The 20,488-nt window shown below is 61.7% G+C and carries 16 protein-coding genes and 2 tRNA genes; 12 read left to right on the top strand and 6 right to left on the bottom strand.

The window, feature by feature from the left end:
* The first annotated feature begins 136 nt into the window (after nt 1-136).
* From Q0L62_RS06885 to Q0L62_RS06870, 4 genes are all read left to right on the top strand, one after another.
* Complete coding sequence (locus Q0L62_RS06885) at nt 137-451, top strand: HU family DNA-binding protein (RefSeq protein WP_296678278.1); 315 nt, start codon at nt 137-139, stop codon at nt 449-451.
* A gap of 145 nt (nt 452-596) precedes the next feature.
* Entirely contained in the window at nt 597-875 is a 279-nt protein-coding gene (locus Q0L62_RS06880; protein WP_296678260.1) for a hypothetical protein, read from the top strand.
* 93 nt (nt 876-968) lie between these two features.
* Nucleotides 969-3,713, top strand: a complete 2,745-nt coding sequence (gene secA / locus Q0L62_RS06875; protein WP_296678258.1) for a preprotein translocase subunit SecA — start codon at nt 969-971, stop codon at nt 3,711-3,713.
* A gap of 26 nt (nt 3,714-3,739) precedes the next feature.
* The gene (locus Q0L62_RS06870; RefSeq protein WP_296678256.1) at nt 3,740-4,477 is read left to right on the top strand and encodes a sulfite exporter TauE/SafE family protein; all 738 of its coding nucleotides are present in this window, start codon (nt 3,740-3,742) and stop codon (nt 4,475-4,477) included.
* A 48-nt stretch (nt 4,478-4,525) separates the two neighbouring features.
* Here Q0L62_RS06870 and Q0L62_RS06865 read toward each other — a convergent pair.
* Nucleotides 4,526-4,600: transfer RNA gene (locus Q0L62_RS06865), tRNA-Asn, on the bottom strand.
* 81 nt (nt 4,601-4,681) lie between these two features.
* A complete protein-coding gene (locus Q0L62_RS06860) occupies nt 4,682-5,461 on the bottom strand; it encodes an NAD kinase (protein ID WP_296678254.1) in 780 nt (259 codons plus the stop codon).
* Between the two features lie 76 nt (nt 5,462-5,537).
* On the opposite strand from Q0L62_RS06860, the gene Q0L62_RS06855 reads away from it, so the two are divergent.
* Nucleotides 5,538-6,833, top strand: coding sequence for a GGDEF domain-containing phosphodiesterase (locus Q0L62_RS06855; protein ID WP_296678252.1), 1,296 nt, complete (start codon nt 5,538-5,540; stop codon nt 6,831-6,833).
* Here Q0L62_RS06855 and Q0L62_RS06850 read toward each other — a convergent pair.
* The 3 genes from Q0L62_RS06850 to Q0L62_RS06840 form a co-directional block, all read right to left on the bottom strand.
* Nucleotides 6,808-8,337, bottom strand: a complete 1,530-nt coding sequence (locus tag Q0L62_RS06850; protein ID WP_296678250.1) for a hypothetical protein — start codon at nt 8,335-8,337, stop codon at nt 6,808-6,810. The genes Q0L62_RS06855 and Q0L62_RS06850 overlap by 26 nt on opposite strands.
* A gap of 45 nt (nt 8,338-8,382) precedes the next feature.
* On the bottom strand, nt 8,383-11,859 hold the full coding sequence (mfd, locus tag Q0L62_RS06845; protein ID WP_296678248.1) for a transcription-repair coupling factor: 3,477 nt from the start codon (nt 11,857-11,859) through the stop codon (nt 8,383-8,385).
* Nucleotides 11,860-11,951: 92 nt separating this feature from the next.
* On the bottom strand, nt 11,952-12,218 hold the full coding sequence (locus tag Q0L62_RS06840) for a succinate dehydrogenase assembly factor 2 (RefSeq protein WP_296678246.1): 267 nt from the start codon (nt 12,216-12,218) through the stop codon (nt 11,952-11,954).
* 83 nt (nt 12,219-12,301) lie between these two features.
* Between Q0L62_RS06840 and Q0L62_RS06835 the strand changes: the two genes are divergently transcribed.
* Genes Q0L62_RS06835 through Q0L62_RS06825 form a run of 3 tightly spaced genes read left to right on the top strand, consistent with a single transcriptional unit; the run spans nt 12,302 to nt 16,631 of the window.
* Nucleotides 12,302-13,711, top strand: coding sequence for a pyridoxal-dependent decarboxylase (locus Q0L62_RS06835; protein ID WP_296678244.1), 1,410 nt, complete (start codon nt 12,302-12,304; stop codon nt 13,709-13,711).
* Nucleotides 13,712-13,755: 44 nt separating this feature from the next.
* Nucleotides 13,756-15,813, top strand: coding sequence for an ATP-dependent DNA helicase RecG (gene recG, locus Q0L62_RS06830; protein ID WP_296678242.1), 2,058 nt, complete (start codon nt 13,756-13,758; stop codon nt 15,811-15,813).
* 2 nt (nt 15,814-15,815) lie between these two features.
* Nucleotides 15,816-16,631, top strand: a complete 816-nt coding sequence (locus Q0L62_RS06825) for a Cof-type HAD-IIB family hydrolase (RefSeq protein WP_296678240.1) — start codon at nt 15,816-15,818, stop codon at nt 16,629-16,631.
* A gap of 74 nt (nt 16,632-16,705) precedes the next feature.
* On the opposite strand, the gene Q0L62_RS06820 is transcribed toward Q0L62_RS06825, so the two are convergent.
* Nucleotides 16,706-16,782 (bottom strand) — tRNA-Pro (locus Q0L62_RS06820).
* A gap of 105 nt (nt 16,783-16,887) precedes the next feature.
* Between Q0L62_RS06820 and thyA the strand changes: the two genes are divergently transcribed.
* The 4 genes from thyA to Q0L62_RS06800 all read left to right on the top strand — a co-directional run.
* The gene (gene thyA / locus Q0L62_RS06815) at nt 16,888-17,844 is read left to right on the top strand and encodes a thymidylate synthase (protein WP_296678238.1); all 957 of its coding nucleotides are present in this window, start codon (nt 16,888-16,890) and stop codon (nt 17,842-17,844) included.
* Between the two features lie 92 nt (nt 17,845-17,936).
* Nucleotides 17,937-19,241: a 3-methyl-2-oxobutanoate dehydrogenase (2-methylpropanoyl-transferring) subunit alpha gene (locus Q0L62_RS06810; RefSeq protein WP_296678236.1), complete on the top strand. Its 1,305-nt coding sequence runs from the start codon at nt 17,937-17,939 to the stop codon at nt 19,239-19,241.
* A complete protein-coding gene (locus Q0L62_RS06805) occupies nt 19,241-20,296 on the top strand; it encodes an alpha-ketoacid dehydrogenase subunit beta (RefSeq protein ID WP_296678234.1) in 1,056 nt (351 codons plus the stop codon). Before Q0L62_RS06810 ends, Q0L62_RS06805 begins: the two co-directional genes overlap by 1 nt.
* 4 nt (nt 20,297-20,300) lie before the next feature.
* A partial coding sequence (locus tag Q0L62_RS06800; protein ID WP_296678231.1) for a DUF2118 domain-containing protein occupies nt 20,301-20,488 on the top strand: 188 nt, incomplete at its 3' end.

Here is a 20,488-nt window from a genome sequence, read left to right as displayed (position 1 = left end):
TCGATGCAAAGAGGCCATACAAGCACTCATTTCGTCGAAAATGGCGGAAAATCGTGGATATTAGCGCGTTAATTTGCCGGTTTGGCTTTGACAGCTTGCCGAAAACCGGTTCAAGTCCGCCCACCTTTCGAGGCGAATCAACAAACACCGTTATCCCAAGACATTAGGGGGTTCCCGAATGAACAAGAACGATCTCATCAGTGCCGTCGCAGACTCGAGCGGCCTGACCAAAGGTGATGCAACCAAGGCTGTCGAAGGCGTCTTCGATGCCATCTCCGGCGCACTGAAAAGCGGCGATGAAGTCCGCCTCGTCGGCTTCGGCACCTTCTCGGTGGCCAAGCGCAAGGCTTCTACCGGACGCAACCCACGCACCGGCGAACCGATGTCGATCAAGGCGTCGTCGCAGCCCAAGTTCAAGGCCGGCAAGGGCCTGAAGGACGCCGTCAACTAAGACGGTCCTGCCAGGGCGCAACGCCTCGCATTCCTGGTTTTTAAGCACCGCGTCTGCCCCCGGGCAGGCGCGGTGTTTGATTCACATGCCGTGAAAGCGGCACTGTACTGGACGCGTTAACCTCACCGCTCTATATCGCCTGGCGATGAACCGTATATTCCTTGCCCTGCTGGCGCTGTTCGCCGGGATTGTTGCGCCGGTCGCACCGGCCCATGCGCGCATGAACGGCACCGGCAGTGCGGAAATAGGTGCGGTAGAACGGATTGAAACTGCGGCACGCGTCTGCACCGCTACGATAGCCGCGACAGAGCAGCCAAGCTGCCGCATCGTACGTCGCGAAAAATCGGCGAACAGGTCCCGCGGCGTGCGCTCGCGGGTCTACATTCCTTCGGTTTATTTTGGGGTCGATCGCGCGCTCGAATAGCGCCGCATCAACCGCCTGTCCTTTCGGTCTGCGCGGCAGCCACCTGCCGTCGCGGGCCATTTCACTATCACGCTTTTTTTCAGGAATAATGCCATGCTCGGCTCCATCGCCAAGGCCGTATTCGGCTCGTCCAATGACCGCTATGTCAAGTCGCTCGACAAGATTGTGCGGCAGATTTCCGCGTTTGAACCCACGATGCAGGCACTCAGCAATGATGAGCTGAGCGCCCAGACCGAGAAGTTCCGTACGCAAATGTCCGATGGCCGCACGCTTGACGATATTCTTCCCGAGGCCTTCGCCACGGTGCGCGAAGCATCGCAGCGGGTGCTGGGCATGCGGCACTTTGACGTACAGATGGTTGGCGGGATCGTACTTCACCGCGGTGAAATCGCCGAAATGCGCACGGGCGAGGGCAAGACCCTTGTTGCGACGCTGGCTGTCTATCTCAACGCCCTGGAAGGCAAGGGCGTCCACGTAGTTACCGTTAATGACTATCTCGCCCGCCGCGATGCGGAATGGATGGGCCAGATATACAAATTCCTGGGCCTGACGGTCGGCGTGATCGTCCCCAACCTCAACGAATTTGAGCGCCGAGAGGCCTACAACTCGGATATCACCTACGCCACGAACAACGAACTGGGCTTCGATTACCTGCGCGACAACATGAAGCATGAGCGTAGCCAGATGGTCCACCGGCCGTTCAACTATGCCGTGGTCGATGAAGTTGACTCGGTGCTAATCGACGAGGCGCGCACGCCGCTGATTATTTCCGGCCCGACCGATGACAAAACGGATTTGTACGTCTCGGTTGATGCCGTGGTGAAACAGCTGCCTGAGGACCTTTACGAAAAGGACGAAAAGACCAAGAACATCAGCCTGACCGAAGAGGGCGTCGAGTGGGCTGAGCGCCAGCTCGAAGCGGCCGGCCTGCTCGAAGGGTCGAACCTGTACGATGTGGAAAACACTCAGGTCGTCCACCACCTTGACCAGAGCCTCAAGGCCAACGTCATGTTCAAGCGGGACATCGACTATATCGTCAAGGACGAAAAGATCGTCATCATCGACGAGTTTACCGGCCGGATGATGGATGGCCGGCGCTGGTCGAACGGTTTGCACCAGGCGGTCGAGGCCAAGGAAGGCGTCAACATCGAGCCTGAAAACCAGACCATGGCTTCGATCACCTTCCAGAACTATTTTCGCATGTATCCGAAAATTGGGGGCATGACCGGCACCGCGGCGACCGAAGCGGCAGAGTTTTACGACATCTACAAGATCAACGTGGTCACCATTCCGACCAACGTGCCGGTCCTTCGCGTGGACGAAGAGGATGAGTTCTACAAAAATACCGCCGACAAATTCCAGGCGATCGCCAAGCTGATTGAGGAAAAATCAGTGGCCGGCCAGCCGGTGCTGGTTGGCACCGTGTCTATCGAAAAGTCGGAAATGCTGTCGGAGTACCTCAATGCTCTGGGGGTCAAGCACAATGTGCTAAACGCCCGTTTCCATGAAATGGAAGCGCACATCGTCGCGCAGGCAGGCCGGCTGGGCGCAGTCACTATCGCGACCAACATGGCCGGGCGCGGGACAGACATCAAGCTGGGCGGTAATGCCGAGTTCCGGGTTGAGGACGAACTTGCCGAGGTGCCCGAGGGCGCCGCGCGTGATACCGCCATCGCCCGGATTGAGGCCGAGGTCGACGCCGAGAAGGCCCAGGTGCTGGCCGCCGGCGGACTTTGCGTGATCGGCACCGAGCGGCACGAAAGCCGCCGCATCGACAACCAGCTGCGCGGCCGTTCAGGCCGCCAGGGCGATCCCGGGCTGTCGAAGTTCTACCTCTGCCTTGAGGACGATCTGCTGCGTATCTTCGGGCCCGATACGCTGTTTTCCAAGATGATGAACAGCAACCTTGCCGACGGCGAGGCAATCGGTTCGCGTTGGTTGTCGAAGGCGATCGAGACCGCGCAGAAAAAGGTCGAAGCGCGCAATTACGACATTCGCAAGCAGGTGGTTGAATACGATGACGTGATGAATGACCAGCGCAAGGTGATCTATGAGCAGCGCTCGGACATCATGGATTCCGAAGCGGTCGACGACGTGGTCATCGACATGCGCCATGATACTATCAACGCGATGGTCGGCGATGTGTGCCCGCCCGGATCCTATCCCGAACAATGGAACCTCGAAAGCCTGACCGCCAAGGTCGCAGACACGCTCGGCCTCGATCTGCCGATCGTGGACTGGCTGAACGAAGACGGTCTTGAGCCAGAAGATATCGAAACACGGATTCGTACCGCGGCCGATGCCAAAATGGACGCCAAGGTCGGCCAAGACAGTGCGACCTGGCGCCTTGTTGAAAAGCAGATCCTGCTCGAACGGCTCGATCACTATTGGAAAGAGCATCTGGCAACCCTTGATGCGCTTCGCCAGGTCGTGTTCCTGCGGGCCTATGCCCAGAAGACACCCATCAATGAATACAAGGCCGAGGCATTTAGCCTGTTTGAACGGATGCTCGACGCGATCCGCGAAGACGTCACCCGCATCCTGATGAACAGCGAACTGCGCATGTCGGATCAGGTCGAATTACCAGACCTGCCGGACTTCCTGACCAGTCACATCGATCCGTTCACCGGTGAAAACGATGCGCCCGGATCGATCCCGGGGGCTGCGGCGATGATGAGCGCGCTGGGTGCCGGTGCGGCCGAGGCATCAGCCGCCAGCGCCTTGCTGCCGCGGCCGGGCGATGGTGATCCCTATGCATCGATGGGCCTGTCGCGCAACGCGCAGTGCCCGTGCGGATCGGGGCAGAAATACAAACACTGTCACGGCGCAGCGGCCTGATCTGGCAAAGTCAGGGGGCTTAAGCGATGATCTGGCTACCCCTTGGTTTCTTCTTGACCGCGCTTCTTTACGCATCGGTCGGATTCGGCGGGGGTTCCACCTACAGCGCGCTGCTCACGCTGGTCGGGTTCGATTACCTGCTGCTTCCGCTGGTCAGTCTGGCGTGCAACGTCGTGGTGGTGACGGGCAGCACGCTGCGCTTTGCGCGCGGTGGCACGGTGCCGTGGCGGCGGGCGTTGATCCTGTCGTTGATTGCTGCGCCATTGGCGTTCCTTGGCGGGCTGACCCCGATCAAGCAGCATGCCTTCCTGATCGTGCTTGGCCTCAGCCTGGTCGGGGCTGGTCTGGCGCTGCTGCTGCCGCGATCACCCGGGGGAACTGGCGATCCGCTCCCGGCAGCGCGCTTTATGACATTTGCTGCCGCGCCGCTGGGCTATCTGGCAGGATTGGTCGGCATCGGCGGCGGTATATTCCTTGCGCCGCTGCTTCACCTGACCCGCTGGGCCCAGGCGCGCGAGATTGCCGCCACGACCAGCCTGTTCATCCTGATCAATTCGCTGGCCGGTCTGGCGGGGCAATTGGCGAAGAATGGCCCTGACCGCTTTGCAGAAGCAATGACCGGGGCTTTGCCGCTGCTGATAGCTGTAGTGCTGGGCGGGCAGCTTGGCAGCGTCCTTGTACTAAGGTTCCTGCCAGAACGGGTGATCCGCTGGTTGACTGCTGCACTGACGGTATGGGCCGGGAGCAGGCTGCTGCTGACCTGAGACGAAAAAGGCCCCACCGCATGGCAGGGCCTGTTTGCTGTTCAAAGGTGGCTCCCCGAGTAGGATTCGAACCTACGACCAAGTGATTAACAGTCACCTACTCTACCGCTGAGCTATCGGGGAATGCTCGGGCCGCCTTGTCGACAGGGGTGGGCCTATAGCAGCGCCTTGCCGTTTGGCAAGCAGGGCGCGTTCAAAATATCATCAGAAATGAAACTGCTCGGCAAAAATCCGTTCTTCCAGCGTGCGGCCTGGATCGAACAGCAATTCGAGCCGCATCTCGTGTGCCACACGGACATTGACGGTGTGGACGTCGCGCAGCTCCTTCTGGTCAGCCACCACCGCGACGGGTCGCTTTACCGGCTCAATCACTCGGAACTGCATTTCGTAATGATCGGGAATAATCGCCCCGCGCCAGCGGCGAGGGCGAAATGGGCTGATCGGGGTGAGCGCCAGCATGTTCGATCCCATCGGCAGGATCGGCCCGTTGGCCGACAGATTGTAGGCAGTCGATCCAGCCGGCGTTGCGACCAGGATGCCGTCACAAAACAGTTCGGGCAGGCGGACCTTGCCGTTGACCGAGATTTCCAGCTTGGCGGTCTGGCGTGTTTCACGAAGCAAGGACACTTCGTTGATCGCGCAGAACGATCTTTCCGCGCCGCTGCCCGTCGTCGCCACCATGTTGAGAGGGGTGACCGCCAGCGGCTTGGCGCGGGCGATCCGTTCTTCCAGTGTCCGGCTCGACTTCGGTTTGTTCATCATGAAACCGACCGTGCCGTAGTTGAGGCCATAGGCTGGAATCACGCGGCCATTGTCCAGCATGTGGTGCAGGCAATGCAACATGTGTCCGTCACCGCCAAGCACCACCAGGATTTCAGCATCTTCCAGCGGCACAAAAGAAAACGTCTTCTGCAAGACTTCCGCAGCCTCGCGCGCACGTTCAGTATCGGACGGCATCAAGGCCATGCGGCGGCTGTGGGGCATGCTGCGGTGATATGGCGCGCGCCTTCGCTTGGCAACGCAACAATTTGGTAGCCACTTTGCGCCTAAAGGAGCGACAATGACGGGGACTTGTGCCGACGAACTTGAAAGCGCACGCGACGCCGTGACCGGTCTGACCGGGCGCGACGGTGCGAAGGCGCGCCTGGCTCAGTGGTTGAAGGACGGGTTACAGGTTCATGCCATGCTGCTGGGTTTGCGCCGGTTCGATGCGGTCAACCTGGCTTATGGCAGCGCAGCCGGCGACGGGGCGCTTGCCGAAGTGGCTCTTCGCCTCAAGCATTTCGCGGCAAGCGAACTGGACGGCGGCTGGCTGATCGCGCGCAGCGGCGGCGGACAGTTCCTGCTGCTGTCGGCCCAGCCATGCAGCCGTGAAAGCTGGCAGGTTGCGGCTGCGCAATTACTTGATGCTCTGGCCCGGCCGATCGCCTGCCTTGGCGTTACGCTGCGGCTGTCGCCGCGTGCCGCGCTGTTGCGCGGGCTCGACAGTGAAGACGCCGATTCCATGCTCGACCGATTGGGGCAAGCCCTGTCGCGGGTGATGACGCAGCCGGGCCGCCGGCTGTTATGGGCCGACGGCGAGGGTGCCCGCGCCGGGCGCAGCGCCGCGCAGCTTGAGGTTGATCTGCTTGGCGCGCTTGACGGTGGAGAGATCGAAGTGGTCTATCAGCCGCAGTTTGCCTGCGCCGATGACCGGCTGGTTGGCGGCGAAGCGCTGGCGCGCTGGAATCACCCGCAGCTGGGCCGGATCGGTGCCGGCGCCTTGTTCAGCATAGCCGAGCGGGCAGATCATGTGGCTCAGCTTTCGCGGCACATTGCGCGACTGGCGATGAGCGGAGCACAGCGCTGGCCGATGGACCTGCGCTTGTCGCTCAACGTGACGCCAAATGACCTTGCGGAAGAAGCTTTTGCCGCCGAGTTCATGGCGCTTGCTGCCGCTTGCCGTTTTCCGCTGTGGCGGTTGACGCTTGAAGTCACAGAACAAGTTCTGCTTGCCGATGTGATCCAGGCGGCACGGTCGCTTGAATCGCTGGCGGCGGGCGGCGCCAGGATCGCGCTGGACGACTTTGGCGCAGGTTTCTGCAACTTTCGTTATTTGAAACTGCTGCCGCTGCACAAGCTGAAGCTTGACCGCAGCATGGTCGACGGGATCGCGGCCAATCCGCGTGATCTCGCTGTGCTACGCGGCATCGTGGCCATGGCGCGCGCGCTTGACCTGTCGGTGATTGCCGAAGGGATCGAAAGCGAAGCGCAGCGAGTGCTGGTCGCTGCCGAAGGGTGCAGCGCGTACCAGGGTTTCCTGCGTGCCCAGCCTCTTTCGGCCGACGCTTTCAACGACTTTGCGACAGGGCGTTGATCCGGCGGTAGACCAGCACATCGCCAAAGCGCTGGTCGAGCCGGTAACGTGCTGCCAGCCACGCATCAGTTGGCCGGCCGGTGGCACGCATCCAGGACGAGCCTATGCCGGCGGCATCGGTCACAACGAAGTCCGGCTCCATGTCCAGCAGACGACTGACTTCGTCCTTGCTGATATAGCCGTGCGCCGCCAGCGGGCCAGCTATCGCAGGGCGGGCGATATTTTCCGGCTGAACCCCCGCCTTTGAAAGTTGCGGGGAGTCCAGATACCAGCCTATCAATTGTTTGCGCCATGCCCAGACTGTGGGATTCGTGACACCGGATCGTTCAATGTGCCGCGCAGCAGTCGCAATGTCGAAAGGTTCGGCCTGATGATACTGCGCTGTCGCTACTTGCAGGGCCTGCGGCATTGTCCGGACGAATGCAGAGCCGAGCGGCAACGCCACCAAAGACACGGCCATCCAGCGGCCAAACCGAAGGCTGGCCGCGAAATCCAGCGCGGCCGCGCAGGCAATCGCGAGCAGCGGCAACAGCTGAAGCCAGTAATGCGGATACACCGCGCCGCTTGTCACAAGACTGAAAACCACGGCCAAGGCGGCGAGCGTGATCAGTCCCAGGGTCCAGCGCTCAACCTGAGACGCAGGATAAAGCAATCTTGCTCCAATAACGGTCCAGCCGGTGGCTGCGGCAGCCACGAACGGCGCAACGATCATGGGCTGCATCGTCGTGATGACATACAATTGCTGCAGGTTGTCCAGCACGGCTTCCGCAATGCCGACTTGCTGCGCGTAGACCAGCGGCACATCGATCATCGCCAGCTTGAGCACCGCCAGCTGGCCCGCGCGGGCATAGGCGAAGATCAACAGCGCTACTGGGATCAGTCCGCCAAGGCCAAAGGTCAACCACGCCGCCATTTTAACCTGAGGGTCTTTTCGGACTGCAACGCCCAGCAGCAGCAGACCCGAAACGAGCGGCAAGGGGTAAAGATTCGAGCGCGACAGCACTGCCAGCGACATCAGCAAGCCTGCCAGCGCCGCACGGCCGAGCGTGACCGGACTGCAGGCCAAGGCAAGCAGCCCGCCCATGCCGAAAAACAGCGCTGGCAGCTCACTGTAGGTCGGCTGGCCCAGCTCGAGGCTGGCAAAGCAGACATAAAGCAACGCTCCGCCCAGTGCCGCCCAGTCGCTGGTCACGCGCCGCGTCAGCAGGAAAGTAATCAACGCAGTACCCAGCAGCAGCGCGTCGCCCAACAAGCGAACGGCCGCGATGCTTTTGCCGAAGGCGGCTAGCGTACCGCCGATCAGGAAGAAGATCATCGGCGGTTTGAGATCAAATTGCGTGACGAACGGCAAGTGCCCCCTGGCGACATCGGCCCCCATCAGGATGAAGGTCGATTCGTCGGGATCGATCACCTCGCGTCCCAGTCCGCCTAACTGCGTGACCAGCACGCTGCACGCCAGAACAAACGCCGCAACGGCCAGATCGGGGCGAAACGAGCGCGTCATTGTGCAGCACATTGCCATGCCCGGCGCGGCGCGCAATTCGATTAACTATCTGCGTGCCTTGCGGGCGATGGCGCTGAGGCCCTTGGTCAGCTGAAACAGCCCGTTGAGACGGGCCTGCGAATCTCCCCAGGCGCGCACGACCGCGATCTTGCTGTCGGGGCGAAGCTTGATCGTGCCTTCCAGCCGCTGAGCATAGGCCAGCAGCCCTTCGGGATCGGGGAACGTGTCGTTGTGAAAGGCGACCAGCGTGCCCTTGGCGCCGACATCGATTTTCGCGATGTTGGCTTCCACTGCCTGACGCTTGATCTGGATCAGCTTGACCAGGTTGGCGGTTGCAGGCGGCAGTGGGCCGAAACGGTCGATCATTTCGGCGGACAGCGCTTCAATCTCGGCTTGATCCTCGGCATCGTTGAGACGGCGGTAAAGCGCCATGCGCACCGCCAGGTCGGGGACGTAATCATCCGGGATCATGATTGGCGCGTCGACCGTGATTTGCGGGCTGAGCGCGTGACGTTCCTTGGCGATGCCCATTTCGCCCGCCTTGGCCGCCAGGATCGCGTCTTCCAGCATCGACTGGTAAAGTTCAAAACCAACCTCGCGGATATGGCCCGACTGCTCGTCGCCCAGCAGGTTGCCCGCTCCGCGTATATCGAGGTCGTGGCTGGCCAGTTGGAAGCCGGCACCAAGGCTGTCCAGATCGCCCAGCACCTTGAGCCGCTTTTCGGCCACTTCGGAAAGTTGGGTATCGGCCGGCGTGGTCAGATAGGCATAGGCGCGCAGTTTCGAGCGGCCGACCCGCCCGCGCAATTGATACAGCTGGGCCAGGCCGAACCGGTCGGCACGGTGGATGATGATCGTATTGGCCGATGGAATGTCCAATCCGGATTCAACGATGGTTGTGGACAGCAGCACCTCGTATTTCTTCTCGTAAAAAGCGCTCATCCGCTCTTCCACTTCGCTTGCCGCCATCTGGCCGTGGGCGGCAATGAAGCGTACTTCGGGCACGGTTTCGCGCAGCCATTTCTCCACCCCTTCCATGTCTGAAATACGCGGGACGACGATAAAGCTCTGCCCGCCGCGGTGGTGTTCGCGTAGCAGGGCTTCGCGCATCACCATGTCGTCCCATTCCATCACATAGGTGCGCACCGCAAGGCGGTCGACCGGCGGGGTCTGGATCGTGGACAGTTCGCGCAGGCCAGACATTGCCATCTGCAATGTGCGCGGAATCGGCGTGGCAGTCAGGGTCAGGACGTGGACATTGGTACGCAGCTGCTTGAGCGCTTCCTTGTGATTGACGCCAAAGCGCTGCTCCTCGTCGACTACCACCAGGCCAAGCCGCCTGAACTGCAGGCTCTTGGCGAGCAGCGCGTGCGTGCCAATCACTACGTCGGTCGTACCTTCGGCCAGGCCCGCCTTGGTTGCGCGGGCTTCCTTATCTCCAACCAGCCGGGAAAGGCGCCCGACATTCAGCGGAAAGCCGTTAAAACGCTCGGTAAAATTGGTATAGTGTTGGCGCGCCAGAAGCGTTGTCGGTGCGATAATCGCCACCTGCTGTCCAGCCATTGCCGCGACGAATGCGGCGCGCAAAGCCACCTCGGTCTTGCCGAAACCAACGTCGCCGCAAACCAGCCGGTCCATTGGCCGCCCTTCGGCCAGATCGCTCAGCACATCGTCGATCGCTGCTTCCTGATCGTCGGTCTCTTGCCAGGGAAAACCTTCGACGAACTTGTCAAAACTGGCCGCTTCGGGCGCGACGACGGGCGCCTGGCGCAACGCACGCTCGGCCGCAGTTTTGAGCAATTCGTGCGCGATGGCGCGGATACGTTCTTTCAGGCGGCTTTTACGCCGCTGCCAGCCTTCGCCGCCAAGCCGGTCCAGCGCGACAAATTCGGCATCCGAACCATAGCGGCTGAGCACGTCGATATTCTCGACCGGCACGTAGAGTTTGTCGCCGCCGTGGTATTCCAGCATCACGCAATCATGCGGACTGTCTCCGACCGGGATCGACTGAAGCCCGCCATAGCGGCCGATGCCGTGGTCCATGTGAACGACCAGATCACCTGGGGTCAGCGCAGCCAGTTCCGCCATGAAGGCGTCGGCGCCCTTGCGCTTTTTCTTACGGCGCACCAGCCGGTCACCCAGGATGTCCTGTTCGGTGACCAATTCGATCTGGTCATTGGCGAACCCGGTTTCGAGCGGCAGCACCATGGCCACCGGCACGCCTTTGGCCGCCAGACCCAGCGCTTCCTGCCAGGTATCGGCAAGCACCGGTTCGGGCTTGACCGCTTCACCAAGGATTGCGGCAATGCGGGCGCGGCTGCCGGTGCTGTAGGCCGCAATCAGTGTCTTGCGCCCGCGCTTGGCTTGGCCGGTCAGATAGGTCGCCGCGGCGTCATAGACATTGTCACCGCGGGCGCGTTCGGGGGCGAAGTCGCGGCTACCGGTAAACCCGCAGTCGATCACGCCCTGGCTTTCGGGCTGGGCAAAGATGTCGGTACGGTGGATCGGGCGGGCAATGGTTGCTGCGTCCAGCTCCGCCCGGGCAAGATAAAGCGCGCCCGGTTCAAGCGGACGGTAGCTTCCCGCTGCCTTGCCGGCGGTGTCGGTGCGAGCCTTGAAGTAGTCGGCAATGTCGTCCAGCCGCTCATCCGCCGCGCCCAGCGCCGCGTTGTCGATCAGAACCAGATCGGCCGGTTCCAGGTGATCGAACAGCGTGACCAGCTTGTCTTCGAAAAGGGGAAGCCAATGCTCCATCCCGGCCAGGCGGCGTCCATCGCTGACCGCCTGGTACAGCGGATCGCCGGTGGCATTGGCACCGAATTGTTCGCGGTACCGGGTGCGGAAACGCTTGACCGATTCCTCGTCCAACAAAGCCTCGCTGGCCGGGAGCAGGAGGTGCTGATCGACCGGACCGGTTGACCGCTGCGTGTTGGGATCGAACAGCCGCAACGTTTCCAGCTCGTCGCCAAAGAAATCTAGACGCAGGCCGCTTTCCAGGCCTGACGGGAAGATATCGAAGATTGATCCGCGCACTGCGTATTCGCCCGCGTCAACCACGGTGTCAGTGCGCGAATAGCCTTGTCGCTGCAGCAGCCCGATCAAGCTTTCACGGCCGATCACCATCCCCGGTTTGAGTAGGCGGACATTTTCGCGGACCCGAAACGGGCTGAGCACACGCTGCAGCAGGGCATTGATCGTGGTGATCAGCAGCTGCGGCCCGGCAGCCTTGGTCTGCAAGCGGTGCAGCGTGGCAAGGCGCCGCGCACTGACCGACAGGGCGGGACTGGCCCGGTCATAGGGCAGGCAATCCCATGCCGGAAAGGTCAGCACATCCAGTTCGGGCGCAAAAAACCCTGCGCTGTCGGCGATCGCCTGCATTGCTGCATCGTCGGGCGCGACAAACACCGCGCGGCCTTTTGCGGCGCGCGCAAGATCGCCAAGCACGAGCGGCTGCGCACCGCGGGGCAGGGCGGCAAGCGTCAGCGGGGTGGCGGCGGACAGCAATCGGGACAGGTCGGGCATGGCACTCGCACAACAGCAATTGCCCCGCAGGCCGTTTTTGCGGCCAACGGGGTATGAGAAGAACGTGGCCCTAGCGCGGCCGATGCGTCCTGTCAGCGGGGAATATCAACGAAATCCAGTTTGCAGAAAGCATCCATCTGCGCGCCTGCGTATTCAGGCGGCACAGCAAGGCTGCCCAGCGCCCAACCGATGATGTCGACGTCTTCCTCGTCCAGCAGCTTTTCGAACCATAGAAGCCCGGCCTCGTCCCATTCCGTGCCATAGCGATCGAAGAAACAGCCGATCATGTAATCAGCCTCACGCGTGCCGCGGTGCCAGGCGCGAAACTTTAGCCGCTTTATCCGGGAAGCCTTGTCCATGTCGGTGCGGCTAGGGCATGGGCCGTAGGCTGGCAAGATCAAGGTGCCTTTGCCCTGCCACATGCTGCCGACAAGGACGCCCGATGACTGATCCGTTTTCTCCGCTTGCCCATGCCGCCCGTCATGCCGAAGCCTACCGCCGGCGCATTGCCAGGGCAGAAACGACGCCTGTCGACAGCTATGCGCAGGTTCTGGCCCGGTTCGCCGGCCCCTTGCCAGAAAGTGGCGGTGACGGCGTGGCGATAATCGAGGAGCTGGTCGCTGCTGCCGAAGGCGGGATTCGCGCCACTACCGCGCCTCGCTTTTTCGGCTGGGTAATCGGCAGTTCGCATCCTACCGGCGTTGCCGCCGATTGGCTGACCTCTGCCTGGGGGCAAAACGCGGCTAACGTGCTCGCCGCACCGGCGGCAAGCGTGGCTGAACAGGTTGCCATAGGTTGGCTGCTTGACCTGCTGGGCCTTCCCTCCAGCGCTTCGGTGGGTGTTGTGACCGGGGCGACGGTGGCAAACTTCGTCTGCCTTGCCGCAGCACGTAGCGAAGTGCTGCGCCGTGTCGGTTGGGACGTGGAAAGTGACGGACTGTTCGGCGCGCCCGAAGTCCGGGTATTGATCGGCGCTGACGCCCATGCCACGGTTTTCTCGGGACTGAAGTACCTTGGCCTTGGCGCCAGGCGCGTTCGCACGGTTGCGACCGATGATCTGGGACGGATTTTGCCCGCCGATTTCGAAAAGGCGCTGGGTGAATATTCCGGGCCGACCATTGCGGTCGCCCAGTCTGGCCAGATCTGCACGGGGGCGCACGATCCTTTTGCCCAGATCGCTCCGCTGGCCACGGCCGCCGGCGCATGGCTTCACGTCGATGGAGCTTTCGGCATGTGGGCCAACGCTTCAGCTGAGCTTAGCCACCTGACCGCAGGAATCGAATTGGCCGATTCGTGGGCAACCGATGGCCATAAGTGGCTGCAAACGCCTTATGATTGCGGGTTTGCAATTGTCCGCGATGGCGAAGCACACCGCCGTGCCATGGCAATTTCGGCCAGTTACCTGACGCCGGCAAGCGACACCGAACGCGATCCTTCAACCTATGTGCCCGAACTGTCGCGCCGGGCGCGCGGCTTTGCCGTCTGGGCGATGATCAAGCAGCTGGGCCGTGAAGGCATTGCTGCGATGGTCGAACAGGATGTGGCTGTTGCCCGGCTAATGGCAGCAGGCATGGCGAAGATCGAAGGTGTCGAGCTGGTCTGCGAAGCGGAGCTTAACCAGTTCATGGTCCGCTTTGGCGCCGGCCAGTCCGATGAAGAGGGCGACCGCCTGACGCTCGCCACGGTTGAACAGGTTCAGGCCGATGCCGCTGCGTTCATCGGTTCGTCCCAGTGGCGGGGGCGCTGGGTCATGCGGGTTTCGGTATGCTCGGTTGCGACCACGCCCGAACATGGCGCAATGACGGTCGAAGCGGTGCGCGCTGCTTGGGAAAAGGTGCGCATCAGGGGCTGACCACCCCTTTGCCGCGCGTTCGGAAATGCCTACACCAATGCGCAATGCGTCCTGATCGGCTCAACCCCATGTTTGTCGCAGCTGACAGCCTGAAAGGCGTCGGACCCGGTCTGGCGCGCCCGCTGGAACGGCTGGGGCTGACCCGGGTGCGCGATTTTCTTTACCACTTGCCCGACCGCTTCGTTGAACGCAGGGCGGTGCCCGATCTGGACCAGGCGAGCGTCGGGGAAAACATCGTCGTCGCATTAACCCCGGTGGAATACCGCAGTTCCGCAGGTCGAGGGCCATTTCGCGTGCTGGCCAGCGACGGCCCCGGCAACATCTGCGCAATCACCTATTTCGGGCGTAACGCCGGCTGGGCTAAAAAGTCGCTGCCGCTGGGCGAAACCCGGTGGATTGCCGGGCGGCTCGACCAGTTCGGTCAGTTGCTGCAGATTGTCCATCCGGACCACGTCAGCGAAGAAAGCGCCGCTGCGCTGGGCCAGCTGGTCGAACCGGTCTACCCGCTGTCCGAAGGGTTGACCCAAGGGCGGCTGATCGCTTTGATCCAGCAGGCGCTGGCCAGTGCCACGGATCTGCCCGAATGGATCGAGCCCGGGCTGTTCGACAAGATGAAGTGGCCCAGCTGGCGCGACGCGCTGGAACTTGCCCACCGTGCCGACCATCCCCAGGCGCGGGACCGGCTGGCCTATGACGAACTGTTGGCAAACAGCCTGGCGCTGATGCTGGTGCGCAATGCCAACCGGGCGCGGCGCGGCACGCCGCTTCAGGGCGACGGACGGCTGCGCGCACGGATCAACCTGCCGTTCGCGCTGACCGGCGCGCAGCAGCGGTCCATTGCCGAGATTGCGGGTGATCTGGTGCAGGATGCGCCGATGCTGCGGCTGCTGCAGGGCGATGTCGGATCGGGCAAGACGGTCGTCGCGCTTGAGGCCATGCTGATCGCGGTAGAGGCCGGGACGCAGGCGGCCTTGCTCGCCCCGACCGAAATTCTTGCACGGCAGCATTTCGATACGCTGAAGCGCATGGCTCAGGGCACGGGAGTCGAGATTGCGCTCCTGACCGGGCGCGACAAGGGCAGGGCCCGTGAGGCGACCTTGATGGGTCTGCACAATGGTTCAATTCCGATCGTGGTTGGCACCCACGCGATTTTTCAGGACGCGGTCCAGTACCGCAACCTGGCATTGGTGGTGATCGACGAACAGCACCGCTTCGGGGTGGGCCAGCGGCTGATGCTGGCGCAGAAAGGCAAACGCACACCGCATTGCCTGGCAATGACTGCCACCCCGATCCCCCGCACGCTGACGTTGGCCCAATATGGCGAAATGGACGTGTCGAAACTGGACGAGATGCCGCCGGGCCGCCAGCCGATCGATACTCGCGTGGTTGCCGTTGAGCGAATGGCCGATGTTATTGCCGGGGTTGAACGGCATTTGGCAACAGGCCAGCAAGCCTATTGGGTCTGCCCGATGGTGCGCGAGTTGGAAAACGAGGATCTTGCCGCTGCCGAAGCCCGCTATGCCGAGCTGCAGCTGCGCTTTGGCGATGCGGTGGTATTGGTCCACGGGCAGCTGCGGCCCGAGGCCAAGGACGCCGCAATGGAGCGCTTTGCGAGCGGCGCAGCAAAGCTTTTGGTGGCGACCACCGTGATCGAGGTTGGCGTGGATGTGCCCAGCGCAACCCTGATGGTGATTGAACAGGCCGAACGGTTCGGCCTGGCCCAGCTGCATCAGCTGCGCGGCCGGGTCGGTCGGGGGACTGCGGCAAGCACATGCTTGCTGCTGCGCTCTGGCGCCTTGTCCGAAACGGCGAAGCGGCGGCTGGCCTTGATGCGGGAAACCCAGGATGGTTTTCGCATTGCCGAGGAAGATCTTGAACTGCGCGGCGGGGGCGAATTGCTCGGCACGCGCCAATCGGGCGATACGACCTTCCGCGTTGCCAGCCTGGACCAGATCCAGCGTTTGTTGCCTCTGGCCCACAACGATGCGCGGCTATTGATCGACCGCGACGGCGGCTTGACGGGTGCGCGCGGCGAGGCGGCGCGGTTGCTGCTCTATCTGTTTGAACGCGACTGGGGTGTCCAGTTATTGCGTGGGGGATGACAATGAATGATGCACCAGTCAGGCTGCTGGTTTGCGATATCGATGGCACGCTGGTGCGCCACGACAAATCACTTCCGGATGAAAATATTGTTGCGATCCGCAACCTCATCGAACGCGGGGTTGCCGTAACTCTGATTTCAGCACGGCCTGCAGCCGGCATCATGCCGATTGCCGATATGCTTGGGCTTACAGGGCCATTCGGGGCGTTCAACGGTGGGACAATCTTCGCAAACAGAGGCGAGGTGCTGATCGACAATGTGCTGCCGCTTGCGATTACCCGGCAACTTTTGCAGCTGAGCATTGATGAATGCGTGACCCGATGGCTTTTCACCGCAGACCGCTGGCTATCCAGTGATCACGCCGACCCGCACACCATCCGCGAAGTGATGTCATCAGGCCTGCGGCCCGAAGCCTGGGAGGATACCGAAAACCTGATGAAACAGGGGCACAAACTAGTCGCGGTATGCGATGACGACACGCAGATGGACCGGATCGAAATCGCGGCCCGCGAAATTGCCGGTGAAGCCATTACGCTGGTCCGCTCGCAGGACTATTATCTGGATGCCACCGCCATCAGGGCCAACAAGGGAGACGGGGTGGCGCAGCTGGCGGGGCTTCACGGGGTCGATCTGGCACAGGTTGCGGTCATCGGCGATCAGGCCAACGATATTGCCATGTTCCGCCGCGCCGGAATGGCGATTGCCATGGGGCAGGCCAGGCCGGCGGTGAAGGAGGCCGCACAGTTTGTGGCGGCCAGCAACGAGCAGGCGGGAGTGGCCGATGCCATCGCCCGCTATATTCTTCCAACGTTGGGATAGACCAGCCAACGAAATGGCAAGGGAAATAGGATTGGCATCGCCGATCCACTTCTAAGCTGGGATGAGAAACGACGTGGTCGGGGAAAGAGGATTCGAACCTCCGGCCCCTGCCTCCCGAAGACAGTGCTCTACCAGGCTGAGCTATTCCCCGACCGATCGTTCGTCCTTCCGCAAGCAGAAGGGCGAGGCAGGAGCGGGCCTATAGTCAGCCAATTGCACAGTGGCAAGCGGGCAATCTCGCCGCTAGGGTCATTTGATGGCCAGTGCAGCGATTCCCGACAATTGCCCCGAAACACCGCACTGGGAGTGGCAGTACCTGGACCTGATGCGCCGCATATGGGAGCGGGGGGATGAACGGGTAGACCGCACAGGCGTCGGCACCCGGTCAGTGTTCGGCACGCAGATTCGCTTTGATCTGGCAGGCGGAGCCATGCCGCTGATCACCACCAAAAGAGTGTACTGGAAAACCGCCACGCGCGAGTTTCTGTGGTTCCTGACCGGGCAAACCAACATCCGCGAGCTTTGCGCACAAGGCGTTCAAATCTGGACCGACTGGCCGCTCGATCGCTACCGCCGCGATACCGGGGCTGTCATCAGCCGTGATGATTTTTCAGCAAGGATTGTCGCCGACGCCGCCTTTGCTGCGCGCTGGGGCGATCTTGGGCCAGTTTACGGCAAGCAATGGACCGATTGGCCGGTCTATTCGACGGTTGGTGAAAACTTGTACAAACGCGACACAGGGATCAACCAGGTTCAGCAGGTGGTGGATAGCTTGCGCAGCAACCCTGGCAGTCGCCGCCACATTATCGAGGGCTGGAACGTCGCCGAACTTGACCGGATGGCTCTGCCGCCGTGCCACAAGACCTATCAGTTTCATGTTGCCGGTAACCGGCTCAACTGCTTGCTGTACCAGCGCAGCTGTGACGTGGCGCTTGGCCTGCCATTCAACCTTTGGGGCGGAGCGCTGTTCACGCGACTGCTGGCCCAGCAGTGCGATCTGGAGCCGGGCGAACTGGTGTGGATGGGCGGTGATACGCACCTTTATCTGAACCACGCTGACCTGGTCGAAGCACAGCTGGATCGCAGGCCAGAGGGAGCACCGCGGATGGATATCGGCCGCCGCCCTGCGTCGATATTCGACTACCGGATCGAAGACTTTTCCGTGCATGACTATGCCCCCCAGGCCCCCCTGTCGGCGCCGGTTGCGGTCTAGTTGACGCTTACCCCTGTTTGAAATAATATATCGCCAGTCTAAAATATGCTTCCAAGGCTGCTGCGGGCAGCCGCGAGGCGGGAGAGCGCGATATGGCCGAGCGGCCTTCGATCGACGAACATGTTCGCGGCAATCTGCCGCCGCTTTCGCTGCACGTGCCCGAACCGCCGTTCAGGCCTGGCGATCCTGTCGATTATTCTTATCTCACGATCCCGCCGGCCGGCGCTCAGCCACGCCCGGACGAGGCGTGTGATCCCGCAGAAACACATCCGCTTTGCCATGATCTGATTCGCGTTCTGGATGATGAAGGGCGGGCGGTAGGACCGTGGGATCCCAGGCTCGATCCTGAAACGCTGCGCCGGATGTTGCGCACCATGGCGCTTACCCGCGCGTTTGACGACCGGATGTATCGCGGCCAGCGACAGGGCAAGACCAGCTTCTACATGAAGTGCACCGGCGAAGAGGCGACCAGCGTTGCTTCGGCCTTTGCCCTTGCTGACGATGACATGGTGTTCCCCAGTTACCGACAGCAGGGCATCCTGATCGCACGCGGCTATCCGCTGACCGAGATGATCAACCAGATCTATTCGAACCGCGCGGACAAGCTGAAGGGCCGTCAGCTGCCGATCATGTATTCCAGCCGTGAGCATTCATTCTTCACGATCAGCGGCAACCTGGCGACGCAGTATCCGCAGGCCGCCGGCTGGTCCATGGCCAGTGCGATCAAGGGCGATACCCGTATCGCCGCGACCTGGATCGGCGAGGGATCGAGCGCGGAAGGTGATGCGCATGCAGCCTTCACCTTTGCCACCGTGTTCAACGCACCTTGCGTGTTCAACATCGTCAACAACCAGTGGGCCATATCCAGCTTTTCCGGTTTTGCAGGCGGTGAAAGGGCCACCTTTGCGGCCAAGGCCGTCGGGTATGGCATCGCCGGACTGCGGGTGGACGGTAACGATGCGCTGGCAGTCTACGCCGCGATGCGCTGGGCCGCCAACCGGGCGCGGGCGAACAAAGGGCCGACCCTGATCGAACATTTTACCTACCGCGCCGAAGGTCATTCCACTTCGGACGATCCATCCGCCTATCGCTCGGCCCAGGAACGCAGCGAGTGGCCGCTGGGCGATCCCATTACCCGGCTGAAGAACCACCTTGTTGCGCTGGGTGAATGGAGCGACCAGCAGCACGACGCGATGGACAAGGAGCATATCGAACAGGTCAAGGCAGCGACCAAGGAGGCCGAGAAGAACGGCATACTTGGCCACGGGTTGCACCACCCGTTCCACACGATGTTTGAGGACGTATTCGAGGAACTGCCCTGGCATCTTGAGGAGCAGGCCGAACAGGCAATCCGGGAACGCCGGATCAAATGGCCGACCTGGAAGGAGTACGATTGATGGGCCTTGAAGAAGCGCCGCTCTCGCTCGCCAATGCTCCGACCAAACGGCTCAACATGATCGAGGCGATCAACGATGCCCTGGCCGTGATGATGGAGCGCGATCCCAACGTGGTCGTGTTCGGAGAAGATGTCGGCTACTTTGGCGGAGTGTTTCGCGCCACGGCCGGCCTGCAGAAACGGTTCGGCAAGACCCGTGTGTTCGACACTCCGATCAATGAATGCGGGATCATCGGAGCTGCGGTGGGAATGGGTGCCTATGGCCTGCGTCCGGTGCCGGAAATCCAGTTTGCCGACTATATCTATCCCGGTCTTGACCAGCTGATTTCCGAAGCCGCACGGTTGCGCTACCGTTCAGCGGGAGAGTTCACTGCGCCTATCACGGTGCGATCACCCTTTGGCGGCGGTATCTTTGGCGGGCAGACCCACAGCCAGAGCCCGGAGGCACTTTTTACGCACGTCGCCGGAATCAAGACAGTTATCCCCGCCACGCCGCACGATGCCAAGGGCCTGTTGATCGCCGCCATCGAAGACAACGATCCGGTAATCTTCTTTGAACCCAAGCGCATATACAACGGCCCGTTCAGCGGGAATTACGACACGCCGGTTGAGCCGTGGTCACGCCACAAGGACAGCGAAGTTCCCGAAGGCTACTACCGCATTCCGCTGGGCAAGGCCCGCGTGGTGCGCGAAGGCGAGGCGATGACCGTTCTGGCCTATGGCACAATGATCCACGTGGCTGAGGCAGTTCTGGCCGAAAAGGGCATCGACGCCGAAATCATCGACCTGCGCACCTTGGTCCCGATCGACATCGAGACTGTGCAAAAGTCGGTGGAAAAAACCGGCAAATGCCTGATCATCCATGAAGCGACCCGCACTTGCGGTTACGGGGCAGAACTGTCTGCGCTGGTCCAGGAACGCTGTTTCTATCACCTCGAAGCCCCGATCGAACGCGTGACCGGGTTTGATACACCCTATCCCCACAGCCTAGAATGGGCCTATTTCCCCGGACCGGTCCGCATTGGCGAGGCCGTCGACCGCCTGCTGAAAGCATAAGACTATGGGCAAGTTCACTTTCAAGCTCCCCGATATCGGCGAAGGCATCGCCGAGGCCGAGATTGTTGCTTGGCACGTCAAAGTCGGCGACCGGATCGAGGAAGACGGCAAGCTGGCCGACGTGATGACAGACAAGGCCACGGTCGAGATGGAAAGCCCGGTTTCGGGTGTGGTTCTTGAAGTGGCCGGCGC

The sequence above is a fragment of the Novosphingobium sp. genome (assembly GCF_024642085.1).
Taxonomy (GTDB): Bacteria; Pseudomonadota; Alphaproteobacteria; order Sphingomonadales; family Sphingomonadaceae; genus Novosphingobium.
The sequence above is the reverse complement of the archived record's forward strand: the minus strand, read 5'-3'. Positions and strand labels throughout refer to the sequence as shown.